Below are 17,760 nucleotides of genomic sequence, written 5' to 3'. Positions count from 1 at the left end.
TCAGTCCGCCCTTCTGCCGAACAGGAAGAACGCGATCGGACCGAGCAGATTAACAATTACGATAATGATAGCCCACAGCCACTTCGGCCCCCGCGTTCGTTCCGCCTTGACCAGAACGACCAGCGCGGTGATCATTAGAGCAAGCTGCAGGACAAGCAGCGGGACGAGCAGCGATATCCATTGCGATTGGGTCAGATTGTCCATTGCAAGTTGGCCTCCTTGGCTACCTTTTTCTCCTTCGTACGATCAACCAGTAGAAGATCAGCGGCATCGGGCACTGGATCAGCCCCCAGATCGCCCAGAACCACGGATAACGGCTGCGGCCGCGCGCGTCGGTGTACAGCCAGGTGGACTGGCCGAGCAGGATCAGGACGGCTCCCGCCAGAACAGCCATGTCTAGGAGCTCCATCGGCGCTTGCCCTCCCGATTCCGGCGCGAGTCGACGGCCAGGAAGAGGATGGCGCCCGTCACCGCGGCTCCCTGTGCGATCGCGAAGACGATCGCGTTCCAACGGAAGAGCATCAGCATGCCGACAATGATCGGCAGGCCGAGCAGCCACAGCTTCGCCAGCTCGCGCCGCAGCTTGCGCCGGGTCTCCTCGCGATGGCTGGAGACGAGCTCCTCCAGCTCCAGAAGATGCGGAACGGACGGCTCGATTCTGGCGTCCCAGCCCCTCAACGAGTCGCCGAGCAGCTCCTCGAACGCCTTCGCCTCCTCCGCCTCCGTCTCTCTCTGCTCCCCGGACGTCCTGCTTGGGCCCGCGTTCCCCCCCAAGTCGCCGTCGGTCTCCCGCTCACGTCCGCGCTTCGTCATCGTCGTTCAACTCCCTTCGCAATCGGTTTAAGCCATTGTGCAGCCGCGAGCGGACCGTCCCGATCGGAATGTCGAGCCACCGCGCGATCTCCTCGTAGGAATAGCCGTAGTAATGCTTCAGCAGAATCGGTACGCGAACGTCCGGCGGCAGCCCCGAGAGTGCGTCAAGCGCCTGCGGCCAATCCTCCTGCGCCAAGGATGCCTCGAACCGGATCGCTTGGACGGCTTGCTCCCCGGTCTGCCACTTGCGCTCCCGTCCCTTGCGGCGCTGCTCGTCCATATACAGCCTCGTCGCGATGGAGATGAGCCAGGTCGAGAACTTCGCCGTCGCCCGGAAGGTGCCGATCCGCTCGATCGCCTTCAGCATCGTCTCCTGCACGAGGTCCTCGGCCAGCGCCTTGTTCATCGCAACCTTGAGCATGTATCGGTACAGCATCGGATAATGGTCCTGCAGCAGGCTCGCCAGCGCCTTCGCATCGCCCCGCACGGCAAGCCGGATACGGGCGGCGGATGCGGCGGACGGGACGGAGGCTTCAAGCTCGTTCGCGCTCATGTCGTGCGGTGCTCCTCTCGGGCAATGTCGTCGGCTTCGGCAATCGCCGGTTTGTATCTCGTCAGCGGCGCCGCTTCGATCGTTCGCCTTCGGTCCTAAGACGCTCGAGACAGCGAATAAGTTCACGGCGAATTTGGAGGCAAGGTTGCCCGTTCTGTTCCCCCCGCCCCCGACGCGCCGCCATTCGACCTTCGTGGTTTGAGCAATTTTGCGATTTTATATGATTTTTCACATTCGTCGGCGCGGATTGAGGGGCAATTGCGGCGTTTTATGTGATTTTTAGCATATATGCGGCAGCTCGAGCCGGAATTTTGTCCATGTATGCTATTTTTCACATATAATCGTCCAAACCACCCGCTATCGAGCCGCTCCAATGTGATTTTGCGCATAAAATTCCGCAGCCCCACCCCAATCGACACAAAAAACCGGCGGACCGCGCCATTGCGCAGCCTGCCGGCCTTCTACTCGTTGCTATTCGCTTAGCCTGGAGAACAGGATAAAGTCCAGACCTCTCGGCTCGCCGCCCGATTGCCGGATGGCGCGATTGATCTGTCCCCGGTGATACTGGCCGTGCAGGGCGACATGGGTCAGAATGTCCCGGATCGACGTGCGGAACCCGGTTCCGCTCTGATTCGTGTACGAGATCATGTCGTCCAGCCGATCCTCGCTCAGAGTATCCAGGTATTCATCGTACCCCCGCTCGTTGTCGGCGAACAAGGCCTTGATCTCGCCAAGCTCCGCATCGTCCCTCCACAATTGCAGGGACACGCTGCTTCCGCCGTTCAGCCGGGTGAGCCACACCTTCTCCGCGATTGCGACATGCCGCAGCAGCCGAAGCGCCTCGCGGTTGTCGCCGCCGCTTGCTTCTACCCCGGCCGCCAGCTCGCGGTCCGCCCAGAACAGATGCCGAACCATTCTTCGTAACGTCTCCATCGCCATCGGCCTCCTTTTCCTCCAACCTATACTAGATTCGGAAGAGATACAAGGCCCGGAACGATCGGAAAACTTTATCATGCACATAACAAGAGGCTTCGGCGGTTCTACTTCACAACGTGATGGCGGCCGATCGGCACGATCAGCGGAGAGCCGGACACCGGATCGCTGATCACCGTGGAATCGAGACCGAACACGTCCTTGATCAGTTCGCTCGTGATGACCTCGGACGGCTCGCCCTCCGCCAGCAGCTTGCCTTCGCGAAGCGCGAAGATGTAGTCGGCATACCGGGCGGACAGGTTGATGTCGTGGAGAACCATGACGATCGTCGTGCCGTGCTTGCGGTTCAGGTCGGTGAGCAGGTCGAGAATCTCGACCTGGTACGTAATATCCAGGAAGGTCGTCGGCTCGTCGAGGAACAGGATGTCGGTCTGCTGTGCCAGAGCCATCGCAATCCAGACGCGCTGCCTCTGGCCGCCGGACAGCTCGTCGATATTCCGGTTGGCCAGCTCCGTAATCTTCATGATCTCCATCGCTTCGGCGACGGCTTCGTAATCCTTCTTGGTCCAGCCGCCGAGCCAGGATTGGTGCGGGAAGCGGCCGCGCCCGATCAGATCGGAGACGCTTATCCCTTCCGGCACGATCGGAGATTGCGGCAGGAGGCCGAGCACCTTCGCCAGCGGCTTCGGAGCGAACTTATCGATCGGCTTGCCGTCCAGCGTGATCTTCCCGGATTCCGGCTTGATCAGCCTGGCCATCGTCTTGAGCAGCGTGGACTTGCCGCAGGCGTTCGCTCCGATAATGACGCTTATCTTGTTGCTCGGAATGGAGAGGCTGACTCCGTGAATAATGGTTTTGTGCTCGTATCCCGCGACGGTATCTTCGGCCAGGAACTGATGGGTCGGCTTCATGTTAGAAATCTCCCTTTCGATTCATTCGGATAAGCAAGAAGATCAGATAAGGCGCTCCGAGAATGCCGGTGATGACGCCTACGGGGAATCTGGTCTCAAACGCAAATTGTCCGATTAAATCCGCCGCCAGAACCAGAATGACGCCGACAAGACCCGCAGGAATAATGTTGGTATGGCCCACGCCGACCAGCCTTCTCGCAATCGGGCCCGCCAGGAAGGACACGAAGGCGATCGGGCCCGTCGTCGCGGTAGCCATCGCGATCATGCACACGGAGCACAGAATCAACGCGATTCGGGTGCGGTCCGTATGGATGCCAAGGGAAGACGCCGATTGCTCGCCCAGCTCCAGAAGGCTGAGATGCTTCCCAAGCAGAAGAATGATCGGGGCGAGCACAAGAACCGTGATCACCAGCGGAGGAAGCTCTTCCAGCTTGGAGCCGTTGAGGCTGCCGCTCAGCCACCGGAAGGCGGCGGGAACGTCCTGGGAGGCGCTTTTCTGAAGCAGGTACGTGATGACGGAGCTGAGCATGGCGTCGAGGCCGATGCCGACCAGAATCAATCGTCCGATCGAGAAGGCTCGCCTGCGGGACAATAGATAGAGGAGCGTCACCGTCACCAGCCCGGCCGCCACCGAGACGACGGAGACGACCGCTTCGCTTGTATGCAGGATAACGATACAATAGACGGCCGCAGCGCTCGAGCCGGTCGTGATGCCGAGGACGTTCGGGTTCGCCAACGGGTTGCGCAGCATGGTCTGGAAGATGTGCCCGGCCACGCCGAAGGCGAAGCCGGCGAACAGCCCCGCCAGCATCCGCGGCAGCCGGATCGTATGAATGGCGAAGGTCGCGCCCTTGATCTGCTCTCCCCCCAGCACCCGGGCGATCTTGTCGATCGAATAGATCGTATTCCCGAAGTAGAGCATAAGGAAGCACAGCAGCAAGGAGATGACCGCGAGAACGGTCGTAACCCCCCAATATCGGCGGCTTCTCTGCCGCCTGCCGGCCATAATGTACGCAATCGTATTATTCGTCGTAAGGTTATTCATCATAAGGATCGCACTTTCGATCTCATCGCTAGTAGAATCAGAATCGGCGCCCCGACGAATGCGGTGACAATGCCGACTTCCAGTTCTCCGGGGCTTCCGAGAATACGGCCGATGACGTCCGACACCGTCAGGACGACGGCGCCGGCCAAGGCCGACATGGGGATTAAATACCGTTGATCCGGGCCGATCAACAGGCGGACAAGGTGAGTGGCAAGCAGCCCGACGAAGCCGATCGGCCCCGCCAGCGCGGTTACGGCGCCGCACAGCACGACTCCGGCCGCCGATGCGACGAGACGCAGAACTCCCGTCCGCACGCCGAGTCCGGTCGCCGCCTCATCTCCGAGCGCCAACGCGTTGAGCGCGGGAGCCGTGACGAAGGCGATCAGGATGCCGACGATCAGGAAGGGCGAGAACACGGCGATATCGTCCCAAGTAGCCGCCCCGACGCTGCCCACTTGCCAGAAACGCAATTGATCCATCACTTGAGCGCGCGGAATCATAATGGCGCTGATAAGCGAAGAGAGGGCCGCACTGGTGGCCGCCCCCGCTAACACAAGCTTGATGGGCGTCGCTCCGCCGCGTCCCAGCGAGCCGACTCCGAAGACGAAGATTGCGGTAATCGCAGCCCCGATGCAGGCCAGAACGATATATTCATTCGCCGAGCCGATATTCAAGAATGCGATCCCGCCGACGACGAACAGCGTGGCGCCGGTGTTGACGCCCAGAATGCTCGGGTCGGCGATCGGATTGCGGGTGACCGCTTGCATCAGCGCACCGGAGACGCCGAGCGCTCCTCCGGCCAGGAGGCTGAAGACGGTTCGGCCGATTCTCTTCTGAACGACGCTTGCGCTGTAAGAATCGACTTCCGGGCGGAACAGTCCGTCCAGCACTTCCTTCAGCCCCATGGCCCGCGAGCCGAAGGCCAGCGACACCAGCACGCAGACGCCGAGCGCGATCAGACCGACAATCAGAACGATCGCGAAGCGCTTCGGCACCTGCGTGCCTTGCGGCTTGTCTTGAGAAGCCGTCAGATTAGCCATTGACCTTCTTGGCAGCTTCTCCGAGCAGGCCCAGGTACTCGTCGAGCGTGTACTGGATCGAGAGCGGGCTCGGGGTGCCGGAGGCTGCGAGCGGGGTGCCATCGCCAATCACGACAACGGCGCCGTTCGCGATAGCCGGAACCTTGCCGAGCAGCGGATCGGCCTGAAGCGCCGCGAGCAGCTTGTCGTCTCCATACGTCACGATGATGTCGGTGTCGTTCAGGATGTCGGCGTTCTCGGCGCTGACCGTCAGGTAGAAGCTGCCGGCCTCAACCTTGCTCGTCACGTTCTCGGAGTACTTCATCCCCAGATCGGTCAGGAAGTCCCCGCGAGGGTCGCCCGGCGTGTAGACGTAGAAGCTGGACAGATCCGCCGCAGAGATGTAAGCGAACGCAGCCGTCTTGCCTTGAAGCTCCGGATACGCGGCGACCTTCTCTTCAATGAACTTCTCGGTGTCCTTGATAAGCTGCTCGCCTTCCGCTTGCAAGCCCATCCCCAAGGAATCGTACTGAATTTGCTCGCGCCAGCTCGTTACCCACGGGGTCGTCTGATAAGCGACGACCGGAGCGATCTTGCTCAGCGTCGCGTAGTCTTCCTGCGTAATGCCCGAGTAAGCGGCGAGGATGACGTCCGGCTCCGCGTCCGAGATCGCCTCGAAGTCCAGGCCGTCCGTATCCTTGAACAGATTCGGAGCCGTTACGCCGAGCTCTTCGAGCTTCTGCTTCGTCCAAGGCAGCAGGCCGCTTCCGTCCTGGACGCCGTAGTTGGCTTCCGAGAAGCCTACAGGTACGACGCCGAGAGCGAGCGCCACGTCCTGGTTCGCCCACGAGATCGTGACGACGCGCTCCGGCTTCTTCTCGATGACCGCTTCGCCGAGAGCGTGCTTGATGGTGAGCGGGTATTGAACAGCGGATTCCGAGGAAGCGGAAGCCTCCGACGAAGCCGACGCGCTGGCAGGCGCGCTCTCGCTCGGAGAAGCGGAAGGCGATGCGCTGCCGTTGTTGTTATTGTTGTTCCCGCCGCAGCCGGCGAGGAGAAGCATCAGGGCAAGAGAAGCGAACATTGTTGGCAGTGCGATTTTGCGTCTGGTATTCCGTTGCGTATTCATTGTGCAGACCCACCCTATTCTTATATTTTTTTAGAATGTCGGATAAGGAGAAGGAGCGAATCGAATCGCCTTATCCTATCCGTCACCGACACAGAGCCGCTTCGGCACCAATTGGGGCTCCGAAGACACCTTTAGTCGATTGATAATGATTATCATTCCAATGGTCATTATAAAACCAAGCGCACGGGTTGTCAATGAAAGTCCGCGGAGAAATGTGGATTGTTGCGGAGGAGTGCGGGTGAGGATAATGTGTTGAAGGGGGCGCGGTCGGGGAAGCGTGGTCGAGGGCGGACGGGCGGGGAGCGCGGTTGGAGGGGCGTGATTGAAGGAGGGCGGTTGGACGAATGCGGTCGAGGCGGGCGGTTGGAGGAGCTCGGTCGGAACGGAAGCGCGCCAAGAAGGGTGTCCCCAACGCTTCTGGACACCCCTTCTTTTACAGAATGGCCGAGACTCCACTCCATCCAAAAACGACTCGTGCGACCCGATAAGGTCTGCGCCGAGCCATCAGGATTAAAATTTCAAGATCAGCTTGCGGTTGGGGATCTCGGGAGCTGGTCGGGGAGGCTGTCCGCTCTCCTGCTGCGCTATTTGCGCCTCTGGTTGGATGACTTTTGCGATTTTATGTGATTTTTCACATTCGTCAGCTTGGATAGGGAGGCAATCGCGGCGTTTTATGTGGTTTTTCACATATATCCGGCACTTCGGGACGGAATTTTCTCCATATACGCTATTTTTCACATATAATCGTTCAAAGTGCCCGATATCGAGCTGCGCGAATGTGAATTTTCACATAAAATTCGGTGGTGATCAGCGGAAGCGACGGTGATTCGGTGGCCTCGCGAAGCTCCATCAGCTTCGCGGCCGCGTGGCCCCATTGCGTGGGAAGCTTATTCATCCCGTCCATCCCGCACAGTCCGCCCTCCCGCCCGCTCCACTCGTCCCACCCAATCCGCCCATCCGCTCATTCCACTAATTTCGCTCATCCCACTTATCTCGCCCATCGCGCTCGATCCGCCCATCCCATCCATCCCGCTCGTTCCGCTCATCTCGCCCAATCCGCCCATCCCCGCCAGTCCACTCATCCCGCTCGTCCCGTAACATCCCCGCTTATGCCGCGCAATCCGTCCATCCCACCCATCCCGCCATCCCGTCTCCCCACCATCCCCGCCTGGCCCCCCGTCTTATTGCGCGGAAGATGCGGGAGCCGTCGCCGCACCCTCGTGCAACACGGAACGGTTCCGCCCGCTCCGCTTGGCGGCGTACAAAGCCTCGTCGGCCCGCTGAAGAAGCTGCCGCAGCGTCTCCTCCTGCTCGCCTGCGGATACGGAGATGCCGATGCTCGACGTGACGGCGATCTCGCCCTCGGCGGTGAGCAGCGGATTCGCCGCGACCCGCTCGCGCACCCGATTCGCCAGAGCCACGCTCTCCTCCGGCGAGAACCCGCGCAGCGCCAGCACGAATTCCTCGCCCCCATAGCGGGCGAACAGCATGTCCTCCGACAGGCCGGCGTCCTCAGACAAGCAAGCCCGGCACACCGCGACGAAGTGCTCAAGCAGCCGGTCGCCGGTGTCGTGGCCGTACGTGTCGTTGACCTTCTTGAAGAAGTCGATGTCCATCAGAAGAACCGCCGTCGGCTCCCCTTCCTTCCGCGCTTCGGCGAAGCCGGCCCGGCAGCGCTCGAAGAACGCGCGCCGGTTGTAGATGCCCGTCAGCTCGTCATAATAGGCCAGATGCTCCAGCCGGGTCTGCAGTCTCTTGAGCTCGGTAATGTCGGTGAAGATGAGCAGCCGACCTTCGCCCTGCCGGCCGGAACGCCGCAGAGCGGCCACCCGCGATTGATAGATGCGCTCCGTTCCCTGAACCGTCAGGCTGAGCTCCCCATTATCCGACCGAGCCGGGGAGGCGAACGGGAAGGCGGTGCCGAACAGGGCGGCCCATACCTTCCCCAGAGGTTGTCCAAGCATGGAGCGGTCCAGCCCTTCCAGCATGCTCTTCGCCTCGTTGTTGAATTCGACCAGTCGGTCCTGGCCGTCGAGCACAAGCACGCCGTCGTTCATGCTGTGGAAGATCGTCTCCTTCGCAATCGGAACGATCGTCAGCATATGCGAGGACACGATCGCCCAGAGGAACATCGCCGAGGAGATCCAGACGACCATCGGCACCGTATCGATCCCTTCCGGCGCAATCCCCACCAGGTAGAGGAAAGCCGTCAGCATCGGTGCGAGCTGCCCGCACAGCAGCGAGAGCAATTGCGGCCGGTAAGGCCGGGTCGTCTCCTTCCAGCGAGCCAGCAGCAGAAGGAACGCCGCCAACATGCAGCTAAACAGGAAAATCCCCTGAATAACGAACCAGATGCCGTATTCGATATGAACATAAGGGGCCCCGCGGGCCGGGTCCGTCTCGTAAACCGCATACTGAAGGTGATGAAGATCGTTCGTGGCGTCGATAAGCAGGCTGAGCACGGGAATGACAAGAAGCGCGGCCATCCCCCGCTTGGGGACCCGCTTCCCGAGGTAGCGCATGACGAACAGCAGCCCGAGCGGCGGTGCGAACGGCATCCCGATATATTGAACGACGTTCCAGAACTTCAATTGCCCAAGTGTCGAAGAAGTCAGGCTGAAGGCGTATCCGAAGGCATAAATCGTGGTTGCAGCCGCGCTCATAATGAAGGAAGAAGCCAGTTCCCCGTAATCCCGACGCTTCAGGAACACGAAGGCGCACAGGAACAGGTTCAGCACGGCCGATGTGCTGGCCAGCGTTACGAATGTCGTCAGGTAGGAGTCCACGAGCGGGAATCTCTCCAATCCGTTCTATGTGTCTAGCGGGAAGCAACATTATGGTAACATAGGACCAGGCGGAATGGTATGATCGCTAAAGACGATATTGCGGGCACAAAAGGGGGCTGCGAGCATGGACAAGGCGGGAGCGATTGGCGATTGGAGAACGGTGCCGGTCAAGCTGCTGGACATTCGGCGCATTGCGCCTCAGCCCGGAAGCGAACCTCCTTATCGCCTGCCGGCGAACGCGTTCCTGTTCGTCTCCCGCGGGGAGGCCGCGATCCGTCTCGATGGCGGGCGAACGGCGAACGGGCGCGAGCTGATGCTGCACGGCGTGCGCGGCGACAGCCTGTCTGTCGGGAGCGATCGGCCGCCCCTGGAATACTATCTGATTCTGTATAAGCCGCTGGAGCTTGCGTCCGGAACGCCGGCGCACTCTCTTCGCTATCACTACCAGGCGGGCCGTCCCTGGCTCCTTCGCCAGCTCTTGGAGCGGATGCACCCGCTGTGGACGGAAGGCGGCGAGCTGGACAAGCTTCAAGCGTTCGGCCTGTTCTACCAATTCGTACACGAGCAATTCCGCCAGTTGAACGAAGATGCCGAGCAGCCCGCCAAGCCTCAACTGGCCGACGAGATTGCCGATTATATCCGCAGCCGTCTGCGCGAAGCGATCTCCATGGAGACGCTCTCCCAGACGTTCCATTACAGCCCGCACTATCTCTCGCGGGTGTTCCGGCGCAAGTACGGGCGAAGCCCTCTCTCCCATCTTGTTCACGCCCGAATGAACCGTGCCAAGCAATTGCTGGCCGAGACCGACGTCTCCATCCGCGACATTGCCGAGAGCGTGGGGTACTCGGATATGTATTATTTTACGAGGCTGTTCAAGAAGCAGACGGGAGTCACGCCGGTCCAATACCGGATGCGGCTGCTCGGCCTGCAAGGTTCAATTCGTCCGACATTGACGTCCAATTCGTTCATTGCCCCGCCTGCCGCTGGCGATTATAGTGTTGATAGTCTTAGTGATAATCATTATCAACAAGTGACATGGGGTGTGAACGCATTGAATCGAACGTTAAAGCCTACCTTGGCGGCAAGCCTGCTCTTCGCCTTCTCCCTGCTGCTGGCCGCGTGCGGCGGGTCCGGAACGAACAACGTGCCCGGCGCATCGGAAGAGACGGGACAAGCTGCGGAGTCGGGGACAAGAACCTACACGGACGCTCTCGGCAATCGGGTGGAGATTCCCGCCGCGCCGCAGAGAGCCGTCGTCGTCGTGTACGGAGGCTACCTCCTTCCGCTCGGTCTTAAGCCGGTCGGCGCCGATCAAGGAACGCTGGAGCAATATCCCGATGAGCTGGCCGGCGTGAGCAATATCGGAGAAGGACTCGGCAGCGAAGAGACGATCGCGGCGCTGCAGCCCGATCTGATCGTCGTGCCGGACTACTTCGATCCTGCCAGCTATGCGAACTACGGCAAGATCGCCCCGACAATCGCGGTCGCCTGGGGCGGGGACCCGGATGTCGTCAACACGCTGCGCGACATGGGCGACATCATGAATCGCCAGGACGAGGCGGAAGCCTGGATCGCCAAGTTCGAGGAGAAGCTGCAGCGCATTCGCGACCATATCGACGTGAAGCTGGCTCCCGGCACGACGGCGATCACGTTTATCCATTACGAAGGGGAGTTCCTGATCGGCGGGGAAGGCGGCACGCTCGGCAAGCTGATCTACAAGGATTACGGCTTCGAGATGCCGGAGCAGTTGAAGCAATATTCAGACGGAGGCGCCGCGCTGTCGGAAGAAGCGTTCGTCGCCCAGCCGGCCGACTACTTCTTCACGCAGATGACGGACGAGGAGCTGGCGAACTTCAAGGAGATGATCCAGAAGCCCGTCTACCGGACGATTCCCGCCGTTCAGCACGGCCGAATCATCAACGTCACCCGCGACAAGTGGAATTACGGCCCGTACTTGGTCGACCAGGCCGTCGACGAATTGATCGACCAGATGAACGAGATCAAGTCGTGATGCAGGCGAAGAGCCGCCGGGGACTCCCCCGCGCGGCTCTTCAGCCGTTGGATGAGCTTGCCGACCTCGATCCGATCAGATAGCCGATAATGGTCGATTCCACGGGCAGCACCACCAGCGTCCACAGCTCCTTAAGTCCGAATTCCGCCGAGCGATACCGATCCGGGATCATCGTGTACGCCAGCGCGGTCAGCAGAATCAGAAGCGCTATCATTCCTACGATGTATAACCGCACATTTTCCCCGGAACCGAAGAATCTCCCCAGCACCCCCAGCTCCGCCTTGCGCTTCTCGCTCTCCGCGTTCGCCGCGATGATCTTGCTGGCCACCTTCGGGTCCTGAATCTCCAGCTTATTCATGCTCCGGAACCCCCTCTCCCGCGAAGAACGTGAACGACAGCACCCAGGTCGACAGGTCGTAGTGGATGTTCACCTCGTACCGCAGGCTCAGCTTCCGGTTGTTCAGCACGCCGAGATGGATCATGTCCCGGTTGCCGATCGGCTTGCCCCGGGGGAAGTTGACGCAGACGATCTTCACCGTATCCTGGCGAACGAGCCGAATGTCCGTGTCGAAGTCGTCCCGCTCCGGATCATTCTCGATGCTGAACACGAACGTGAGCGGGTCGCGCTCCTCGGACAGAACGATCTGGATCGGATTCAGCCCGTAACCGAACACCCTGCCATGGTACACCGCTTCATACCCTCCGGACGTAATTCGCATGTCTTCCCCTCCCGCTGCGGCAAGCCCTCCGTACAGGCTTCCTCCTATCCAGTGTACGAGCGGACGGGGCAGGACATGACGAGGACATGACGACTTATCCGTGAATCCGCGAATCCGCGAATGCGAACGCAACTCAGCCATAGATCGGCCAATAATGCAGGCGCCATGCCCGCCAACTTCAAAATAAAACCAATCGCTTATTGAAGTTGATAATCATTATCAATAAAATAGAGAGTACCCATTATCTCTTAAGGAGGAGTACAACATGAGTACGATCTTGATTGTTTACGCCAGCCTGACAGGCAATACGGAGGACATCGCCGGACTGATCGCGGAAGGAATCCGCACCGAAGGCTCGGAGGCCAAGCTGATTCTGGCAGACGAGTGTCGTGCGGAAGATTTGTATCTCTACGACGCGTTTCTGCTGGGCGCTTATACGTGGGGAGACGGGGAGCTGCCCGATGAATTCCTGGACTTCACGGACGAGTTGGAGGAGCTTGCGCTCGAGGGCCGACGGGCGGCCGTATTCGGCAGCGGGGATATGAGCTACCGAATTTATTGCGGAGCGGTCGATGTTCTGGAAGAGAAGCTGCGACAGCGCGGCGCGACTATCGTTCAGGATTCTCTGAAGATCGAATACGGACCGAGCCGGGAGGAGCAGGAGCAATGCCGGGAGTACGGCCGCAAGTTCGTTCGTCATGCCCGTCCGTCGAGCCAATCGTGAACAAGGGGGAGAATCCCGTGCGAGGATAAACCGGAGCTGCCGTCGAATCGAGTCCTATTTTTGTAAAAAAATCGTACGCGCGACAGTATCCTATGGTAACCTACTTGTAACGACAGTTATGGATGAAGGATGGAGTCGAGCACGGTGAACTCGCACTTGACGATGTATATCACGACGATCAGTCTCACAGGAATATTTAACCTCTTCCTATGCCTATACGTCTTCCCGCGAAGAACCCGGGTGCCGACTTCCCGTCTCCTGATCCTGTACTCGGCCCTGCTGGCGGTCTACAGCTTCGGCTATGCCTTCGAGCTGAGCAGCCAAACGATTGACGAGATCAAGCGGTGGAATCTGCTTGAATATATCGGGATGCCCTTCTCCGTCCCCGTCGGCCTGCTGATCGTTCTCCGCTACCTGGGCACGCCGCTCGCCCGGCCTCTCCAGACGGCCGTGTTCGCCATGCCCGTCGTCACGTGGATCATTCTCGCGACGAACGACAGCCACCGCTACTTCTACCAGCAATTCCGCTTAAGCGACGACCCGGTCTCGCCTCATCTGGTCATCGAAGTCGCGGAATGGTATATCGTCTTCAACAGCTTCGTGTTCTGCTGCTGGCTGATCTGCTTCTTCCTGCTGCTCGCCAGATGGAGACAATCGCGCCGGCCCTATCGCCCGCAGCTTCTGGCCCTTATCGGCGGGCAAGCCGCCCCGATGATAGCCGGGCTCGCTTACTTGTTCGAGCTGCTGCCGCCGGGATTCGATCCCGTGCCGATCGGCCTGACGGTCAGCTCGGGACTGTATGTGTGGGCGCTTCTTGCCAATCGGCAACTAACCGTCGTGCCGATCGCCAAGGAGACGATCTTCGACACCACGGAGATCGGCTTCATCGTTCTGGATTCGACGGAGCGACTGGTCGATTATAATCGGACGACGGCGCGCATCTTCCCCGGGCTTCAGGCCTCCATGATCGGACGGGACTTCGACCCTCTCTGGAGCGAGCTGACGGGAATGCCCGCCTCGATCCGACTGCTCCCGAACGGCAGCCTGGACAAGGTCATCTGGACGGTATCGGGCGGCTCCCCCGTCTGCTATCAGATTCGAACCTCCGTTCTGAAGCATCCCAACGGAGAAGAGGCCGGACATCTGCTCTCCCTGGCCAACGTCACGGCGCTGAAGCGGCTGCAGTCGGAGCTGGAGCATCAAGCCTATTACGACGGACTGACCCAGATCTATAATCGAACCCACTTCGTCCGTCTCGCCCGGGAGCTGCTCGAGCAGTGCGCCTCAGGCGGGCGGCCGTTCACCGTCGTTCTGTTCGACATCGACTTCTTCAAACGGGTTAACGATACGTATGGCCACGATATGGGAGACAAGGTCATCCGCCACGTCGTCTCGGTCTGCCGCGGGCGGATGGAGGAGGAGATGCTGTTCGCCAGATACGGCGGCGAGGAGTTCGTCATTGCCTTGCCGGGGTACGACTTGGCGGGCGGACAGAGGTTCGCCGAAAGTCTGCGAATCGCCATCGAGACGGCTCCGCTCGAAGTGCCGCAAGCGCCGCAGGGAGCGATCGCGCTCACGTCCAGCTTCGGCGCGGCCGAAGCGCGGGCGGGCGGCGGTGCGCCCGGGAAACTCGATAAATTCGATAAATCCGATAAGCTCGATAAATTCGATAAACTCGATAAACTCGAGAAGCTCGATTCCTTGCTCGGCAGGGCGGACGAGGCGCTGTACGCTTCCAAGCGGAACGGACGCAATTGCGTCAGCGCCGCGGAGGCGCTGCCCTGCCTGGCGGAGTGAGCGGTGCTCGCCAGGTGCGGTGGCCTTCCTTAAGGGGAAGACGACGGCTTCGGAATAACGAAGGAGACGATCGTCCCCTCTCCCGGACGGCTCAGAATACGAAGTCCTTCCCCGTACGTCTGCTTCAACCGGCGATCGGTATTGGACAGCCCGATGCCCGAATGGCGGCCGAGCGACCTGCGCTCCTGCTGCGCCCGGGCCAGCAGCTCGGGCTCCAGGCCGTCTCCGTCGTCCTCGACCGCGATCTCCACCCCGTCCCCCGACTCCCGAACGCGAATCCGCACCGTGCCGCCTGCGGACCGCCTCCGAATGCCATGCCGGACGGCATTCTCCACCAGAGGCTGGATCGACAACGGCGGCACCAGAAGCTGGAGATGGTCGTCCGCTTCCCATTCGATCCGTATCCGGTCCTCGAACCGCTCCTTCTCGATGTAGAGGTAGGCGCGAACGAGATCCAGCTCCTTCCGGAGCGGAACCAGTTGCTCCGAATTGGCGGTGTCGAAGCTGCCCCGCAAGTATTCGCCGAAGGCGCTCAACAGGTCGCGCATTCGGGCCACGTCGACGTCCGCAAGCGCGGCGATGGAATTGAGCGTATTGAACAGGAAGTGGGGCTGAATCTGCGCCTGCAGCCACGCCGCCTCCAGCCGCTTCTGCTCGCGGGATGAGCGGGCCACGTCCGTCAACGCCTTCACCCGCATTCGCATCTCTTGCGTATCGACGGGCTTGACGATGTAATCGTTCGCGCCCGCCCGGAAGCCCGCCTCGATGTCTTCGGCCCGGTCGCGGGCCGTAAGCAGCAGAATCGGCAGCTCGGAGGAAGTGAACATCGTGCGCACCGTCCGCGCGACCTCGTAGCCGGATATGCCCGGCATCATCACATCCGCAATAACCAGATCCCACCGCTTCGAATTCAGCAGAACGAGCGCTTCGGCTCCGCTCGTCGTCGCGGCAATCTCGTAGCGGTCCGCCGCGAGCGCATGCTTAAGAATGCGCAGGTTGACCGGGTCGTCGTCGATCGCGAGAATGCGTGCGCGATCGTCGGCCTCGGGAGCGCCGGGCCTTGGAACGATGGCTGTCGGCCCGCTTCCAGGCGGCGCTGCCTCTTCCTTCCCTTCCTCCTTCTCCTCGTCCGCTCCCGCTTCGAGCCACGCGGCGGCGACCTCGTTCTTCGCCGATTCTTCCTCGGACGCCTCCGCTGCGGGCAGCGTGAATCGGAAGACGGAGCCGGCATGCGGCGCCGAGCGGACCGTCAGCCGACCGCCTTGAAGCTCGATCAGTTGCTTGCTGATCGCCAGGCCCAGGCCGAATCCCGACGCATTCGTCTCCTCCTGAACTTCCCCTTGCTCATAAGGTTGGAAAATCCGTTCTATCGTCGCCTTGTCCATCCCAATCCCGGTATCCGCTACCTGAATGACGATCTGGCCGCCTTCGGCTTCCGCTTCGATCCAGACCCGTCCCTCGTTCGTAAACTTGACCGCGTTGTGCAGAAGATTGAACAGAATCTGCAGCAGTCGGTTCTCGTCCGCCAATAACGCCGGCAGCGAGCTCGGAATGCGATGCTCCAGTTGAATCGGCTTGCCCTCGGCCATGAACCGGACCATGTCCAGCACGCCCGCCGCGCTCGCCTGCAGCCGGATTGGCTTCGGGTTCACCCGCAGCCGGTTCTCCCTCAGCCGATTCAGATCGATGAGGTCGCTGAGCAGGAAGGACATGCGCTTGCCAACGGAGAGCAGCAGCTCGAGCCGTTCCCGGTTGGCTCCCGCATCTGCCCGTTCGCCGCTGTCGATCACGGCCTGCGCCACGTTCAGAATGCCATGGAGCGGATTCCTGAGCTCGTGCGACGTGTGGACCAGGAACTCGTCCTTGCGCTTGTCGGCCGCCTGCAGTCGTTGCGTGAGCCGGGCGGCCTCGTCGGCATTGCGGAAGTACCGCTTGAACCAATACAGCGCGAAGGCAACGAAGAAGGCGAGGATATCGAACGGATAAAAGCCGTAATCAAGCAAGAATGCGGTGTCGATGAGTCCCCACAGCAGACTTGAGGCAAGGGCGACCGTGCCGAGCAGCGGGTAGATCGCATCCGGAGCGCCTCTGCGAACCGCGCGGTAGAAGTAGACAGGGGCACCTGCGTACGCCGTCAGAAGCAGAAGCGAATGAAGCGAATCCGCATAGGAATACACCCTGGCCGGCATCGCCAGGACGAACAGGCCGAAGAGAACGCTGGCGACGAGGTGCCAGCGGGAATGGCGGAGGGACGCGTCTTCGGGGAGCAGGTGCCTGACGTACTGCAACAGCAGCGCGGCTCCTCCCAAGTAGGATAAATAGAAGGTGGCATAAGCGGCTTCGAATCCGACCCCGAACCAAGTGGTCAGGAGCAGGTCCGAGTTGCAAAGGACGCTCACCGCCGAGCACATCCCCAGCAGCGCGAAGATCAGAAGCGTCTTCTGCCGAGTCCCGATGAAGTACAAGGCGAAGGCGTACAGGCTGTGCATCGCCGTCAGCAGAATAATCGCCGCCTGTGCGCCCGCGGATATCCAATAGGCCCGATCGATCGCATGGGCCGTTCCGAGCTTGATCGATGTCGTCATCCCGCCTTTGACCCGATCATCGAAGTTGGCCTCCTGCAGAACAAGGTCCAGAATGCCGCCTTCAGCCGTGATGCGGACGGAATAAGGCACGACGTCCGCCTCATACGAAGAAGCGTTCTCCGCCGGGCGGCCGGAGCTGCCGAGCAGACGTCCGTTCACGTATAACGCCGACGACACGGACAGCGAAGGCACCCGAACGGCCAGCTCGGGCAGAGCCCCATCGGGCAGCACGATGCGCAGCCGATAGGTTCCGTAGCCGAAGCTGGACCCTTGAGCCGTATCGAGATGCTTCTTCCAGTTTCCGGGCACGGACACAAGCTCCGGGACGACTCCGGCCGAGGCTGGGCCTTCGCCGTCGGCCTGACCGAACGTCAGGAGCCGGGACGGATAGAACTCCCATTCTCCGGACAGGGAGAGAATCGGTTGGGAGGCCGGGTTCCACCGGCTTAGGTCCAGCAGTCCATTCTCCGCCGCCGCCCGCTCGGAATCCGTCTGGACGACCATCCAGGCGAACCGCACGATCAGCAGGGCGAGGAGATACAGCGCTACGATTATCGCGATTTTCCTTCTTCTCATCATAGGTTACGAATTCGACGGCAATCGCCCGAATTCCTTCGGAATTGCACCGTGTTCACGAAGAAGATATCGGCAGCCGGTCCGCATGATCCCGGACGATTCGACTGATTTCGACGTTTTTTTATTTTACGAGGGAAAATCTTACATACAGTTAACGTT

17 protein-coding genes are annotated in these 17,760 nt (G+C 60.6%); 3 read left to right on the top strand and 14 right to left on the bottom strand.

Features of this window, described 5'->3' with window-relative positions; all coding sequences use genetic code 11:
* The 11 genes from E6C55_RS07970 to E6C55_RS07925 all read right to left on the bottom strand — a co-directional run bounded on the left by E6C55_RS07970 (position 1) and on the right by E6C55_RS07925 (position 9,189).
* Complete coding sequence (locus tag E6C55_RS07970) at positions 1-204, bottom strand: PLD nuclease N-terminal domain-containing protein (RefSeq protein ID WP_136369253.1); 204 nt, start codon at positions 202-204, stop codon at positions 1-3.
* Positions 205-223: 19 nt separating this feature from the next.
* Complete coding sequence (locus E6C55_RS07965; RefSeq protein ID WP_136369252.1) at positions 224-409, bottom strand: sigmaY antisigma factor component; 186 nt, start codon at positions 407-409, stop codon at positions 224-226.
* On the bottom strand, positions 397-813 hold the full coding sequence (locus E6C55_RS07960; RefSeq protein WP_136369251.1) for a YxlC family protein: 417 nt from the start codon (positions 811-813) through the stop codon (positions 397-399). Before E6C55_RS07960 ends, E6C55_RS07965 begins: the two co-directional genes overlap by 13 nt.
* Positions 794-1,366, bottom strand: a complete 573-nt coding sequence (gene sigY / locus E6C55_RS07955) for an RNA polymerase sigma factor SigY (RefSeq protein WP_136369250.1) — start codon at positions 1,364-1,366, stop codon at positions 794-796. The genes E6C55_RS07960 and sigY overlap by 20 nt, the downstream gene beginning before the upstream one ends.
* Positions 1,367-1,837: 471 nt before the next feature.
* Complete coding sequence (locus E6C55_RS07950) at positions 1,838-2,299, bottom strand: DinB family protein (RefSeq protein WP_136369249.1); 462 nt, start codon at positions 2,297-2,299, stop codon at positions 1,838-1,840.
* A gap of 107 nt (positions 2,300-2,406) precedes the next feature.
* Positions 2,407-3,210 carry an ABC transporter ATP-binding protein gene (locus E6C55_RS07945; RefSeq protein WP_136369248.1) on the bottom strand — a complete coding sequence of 268 codons (804 nt, stop codon included), beginning with the start codon at positions 3,208-3,210 and terminating at the stop codon, positions 2,407-2,409.
* Between the two features lies 1 nt (position 3,211).
* The gene (locus E6C55_RS07940; protein WP_230986599.1) at positions 3,212-4,258 is read right to left on the bottom strand and encodes a FecCD family ABC transporter permease; all 1,047 of its coding nucleotides are present in this window, start codon (positions 4,256-4,258) and stop codon (positions 3,212-3,214) included.
* A complete protein-coding gene (locus E6C55_RS07935; protein WP_136369247.1) occupies positions 4,255-5,295 on the bottom strand; it encodes a FecCD family ABC transporter permease in 1,041 nt (346 codons plus the stop codon). Before E6C55_RS07935 ends, E6C55_RS07940 begins: the two co-directional genes overlap by 4 nt.
* Positions 5,288-6,403: an iron-siderophore ABC transporter substrate-binding protein gene (locus E6C55_RS07930; protein ID WP_136369246.1), complete on the bottom strand. Its 1,116-nt coding sequence runs from the start codon at positions 6,401-6,403 to the stop codon at positions 5,288-5,290. Before E6C55_RS07930 ends, E6C55_RS07935 begins: the two co-directional genes overlap by 8 nt.
* Before the next feature lie 748 nt (positions 6,404-7,151).
* The gene (locus E6C55_RS33720) at positions 7,152-7,307 is read right to left on the bottom strand and encodes a hypothetical protein (protein ID WP_168735533.1); all 156 of its coding nucleotides are present in this window, start codon (positions 7,305-7,307) and stop codon (positions 7,152-7,154) included.
* 277 nt (positions 7,308-7,584) lie between these two features.
* The gene (locus E6C55_RS07925) at positions 7,585-9,189 is read right to left on the bottom strand and encodes a histidine kinase N-terminal 7TM domain-containing diguanylate cyclase (RefSeq protein WP_136369245.1); all 1,605 of its coding nucleotides are present in this window, start codon (positions 9,187-9,189) and stop codon (positions 7,585-7,587) included.
* A 124-nt stretch (positions 9,190-9,313) separates the two neighbouring features.
* Between E6C55_RS07925 and E6C55_RS07920 the strand changes: the two genes are divergently transcribed.
* Positions 9,314-11,200 (top strand): AraC family transcriptional regulator, encoded by a 1,887-nt coding sequence (locus E6C55_RS07920; protein ID WP_136369244.1) that lies wholly within the window; start codon positions 9,314-9,316, stop codon positions 11,198-11,200.
* Positions 11,201-11,240: 40 nt separating this feature from the next.
* On the opposite strand, the gene E6C55_RS07915 is transcribed toward E6C55_RS07920, so the two are convergent.
* Both E6C55_RS07915 and E6C55_RS07910 read right to left on the bottom strand, forming a co-directional pair.
* A complete protein-coding gene (locus E6C55_RS07915) occupies positions 11,241-11,558 on the bottom strand; it encodes a hypothetical protein (protein WP_136369243.1) in 318 nt (105 codons plus the stop codon).
* Positions 11,551-11,919, bottom strand: coding sequence for a DUF6864 domain-containing function (locus E6C55_RS07910; protein WP_136369242.1), 369 nt, complete (start codon positions 11,917-11,919; stop codon positions 11,551-11,553). The genes E6C55_RS07915 and E6C55_RS07910 overlap by 8 nt, the downstream gene beginning before the upstream one ends.
* Before the next feature lie 265 nt (positions 11,920-12,184).
* Between E6C55_RS07910 and E6C55_RS07905 the strand changes: the two genes are divergently transcribed.
* Positions 12,185-12,643 (top strand): flavodoxin, encoded by a 459-nt coding sequence (locus E6C55_RS07905; protein ID WP_136369241.1) that lies wholly within the window; start codon positions 12,185-12,187, stop codon positions 12,641-12,643.
* Between the two features lie 144 nt (positions 12,644-12,787).
* A complete protein-coding gene (locus E6C55_RS07900; RefSeq protein ID WP_136369240.1) occupies positions 12,788-14,440 on the top strand; it encodes a histidine kinase N-terminal 7TM domain-containing protein in 1,653 nt (550 codons plus the stop codon).
* Positions 14,441-14,469: 29 nt separating this feature from the next.
* Here the strand turns inward: E6C55_RS07900 and E6C55_RS07895 are convergent, their stop codons facing one another.
* A complete protein-coding gene (locus E6C55_RS07895; RefSeq protein WP_168735532.1) occupies positions 14,470-17,601 on the bottom strand; it encodes an ATP-binding protein in 3,132 nt (1,043 codons plus the stop codon).
* Positions 17,602-17,760 lie beyond the last annotated feature (159 nt).

This window comes from Cohnella fermenti, from assembly GCF_004801405.1.
In the GTDB taxonomy this organism is placed as follows: Bacteria; Bacillota; Bacilli; order Paenibacillales; family Paenibacillaceae; genus Cohnella; species Cohnella fermenti.
The sequence above is the reverse complement of the archived record's forward strand: the minus strand, read 5'-3'. Positions and strand labels throughout refer to the sequence as shown.

Excerpts from the sequence above, each read along its gene's own strand:
- E6C55_RS07950 (WP_136369249.1), bottom strand. The coding sequence starts at position 2,299 with ATGGAGACGTTACGAAGAATGGTTCGGCATCTGTTCTGGGCGGACCGC.
- E6C55_RS07915 (WP_136369243.1), bottom strand. The coding sequence starts at position 11,558 with ATGAATAAGCTGGAGATTCAGGACCCGAAGGTGGCCAGCAAGATCATC.
- E6C55_RS07930 (WP_136369246.1), bottom strand. The coding sequence starts at position 6,403 with ATGAATACGCAACGGAATACCAGACGCAAAATCGCACTGCCAACAATG.
- E6C55_RS07960 (WP_136369251.1), bottom strand. The coding sequence starts at position 813 with ATGACGAAGCGCGGACGTGAGCGGGAGACCGACGGCGACTTGGGGGGG.
- E6C55_RS07970 (WP_136369253.1), bottom strand. The coding sequence starts at position 204 with ATGGACAATCTGACCCAATCGCAATGGATATCGCTGCTCGTCCCGCTG.
- E6C55_RS07920 (WP_136369244.1), top strand. The coding sequence starts at position 9,314 with ATGGACAAGGCGGGAGCGATTGGCGATTGGAGAACGGTGCCGGTCAAG.
- E6C55_RS07965 (WP_136369252.1), bottom strand. The coding sequence starts at position 409 with ATGGAGCTCCTAGACATGGCTGTTCTGGCGGGAGCCGTCCTGATCCTG.
- E6C55_RS07910 (WP_136369242.1), bottom strand. The coding sequence starts at position 11,919 with ATGCGAATTACGTCCGGAGGGTATGAAGCGGTGTACCATGGCAGGGTG.
- E6C55_RS07940 (WP_230986599.1), bottom strand. The coding sequence starts at position 4,258 with ATGATGAATAACCTTACGACGAATAATACGATTGCGTACATTATGGCC.
- sigY (WP_136369250.1), bottom strand. The coding sequence starts at position 1,366 with ATGAGCGCGAACGAGCTTGAAGCCTCCGTCCCGTCCGCCGCATCCGCC.
- E6C55_RS07935 (WP_136369247.1), bottom strand. The coding sequence starts at position 5,295 with ATGGCTAATCTGACGGCTTCTCAAGACAAGCCGCAAGGCACGCAGGTG.
- E6C55_RS07895 (WP_168735532.1), bottom strand. The coding sequence starts at position 17,601 with ATGAGAAGAAGGAAAATCGCGATAATCGTAGCGCTGTATCTCCTCGCC.
- E6C55_RS07945 (WP_136369248.1), bottom strand. The coding sequence starts at position 3,210 with ATGAAGCCGACCCATCAGTTCCTGGCCGAAGATACCGTCGCGGGATAC.
- E6C55_RS07905 (WP_136369241.1), top strand. The coding sequence starts at position 12,185 with ATGAGTACGATCTTGATTGTTTACGCCAGCCTGACAGGCAATACGGAG.
- E6C55_RS33720 (WP_168735533.1), bottom strand. The coding sequence starts at position 7,307 with ATGGACGGGATGAATAAGCTTCCCACGCAATGGGGCCACGCGGCCGCG.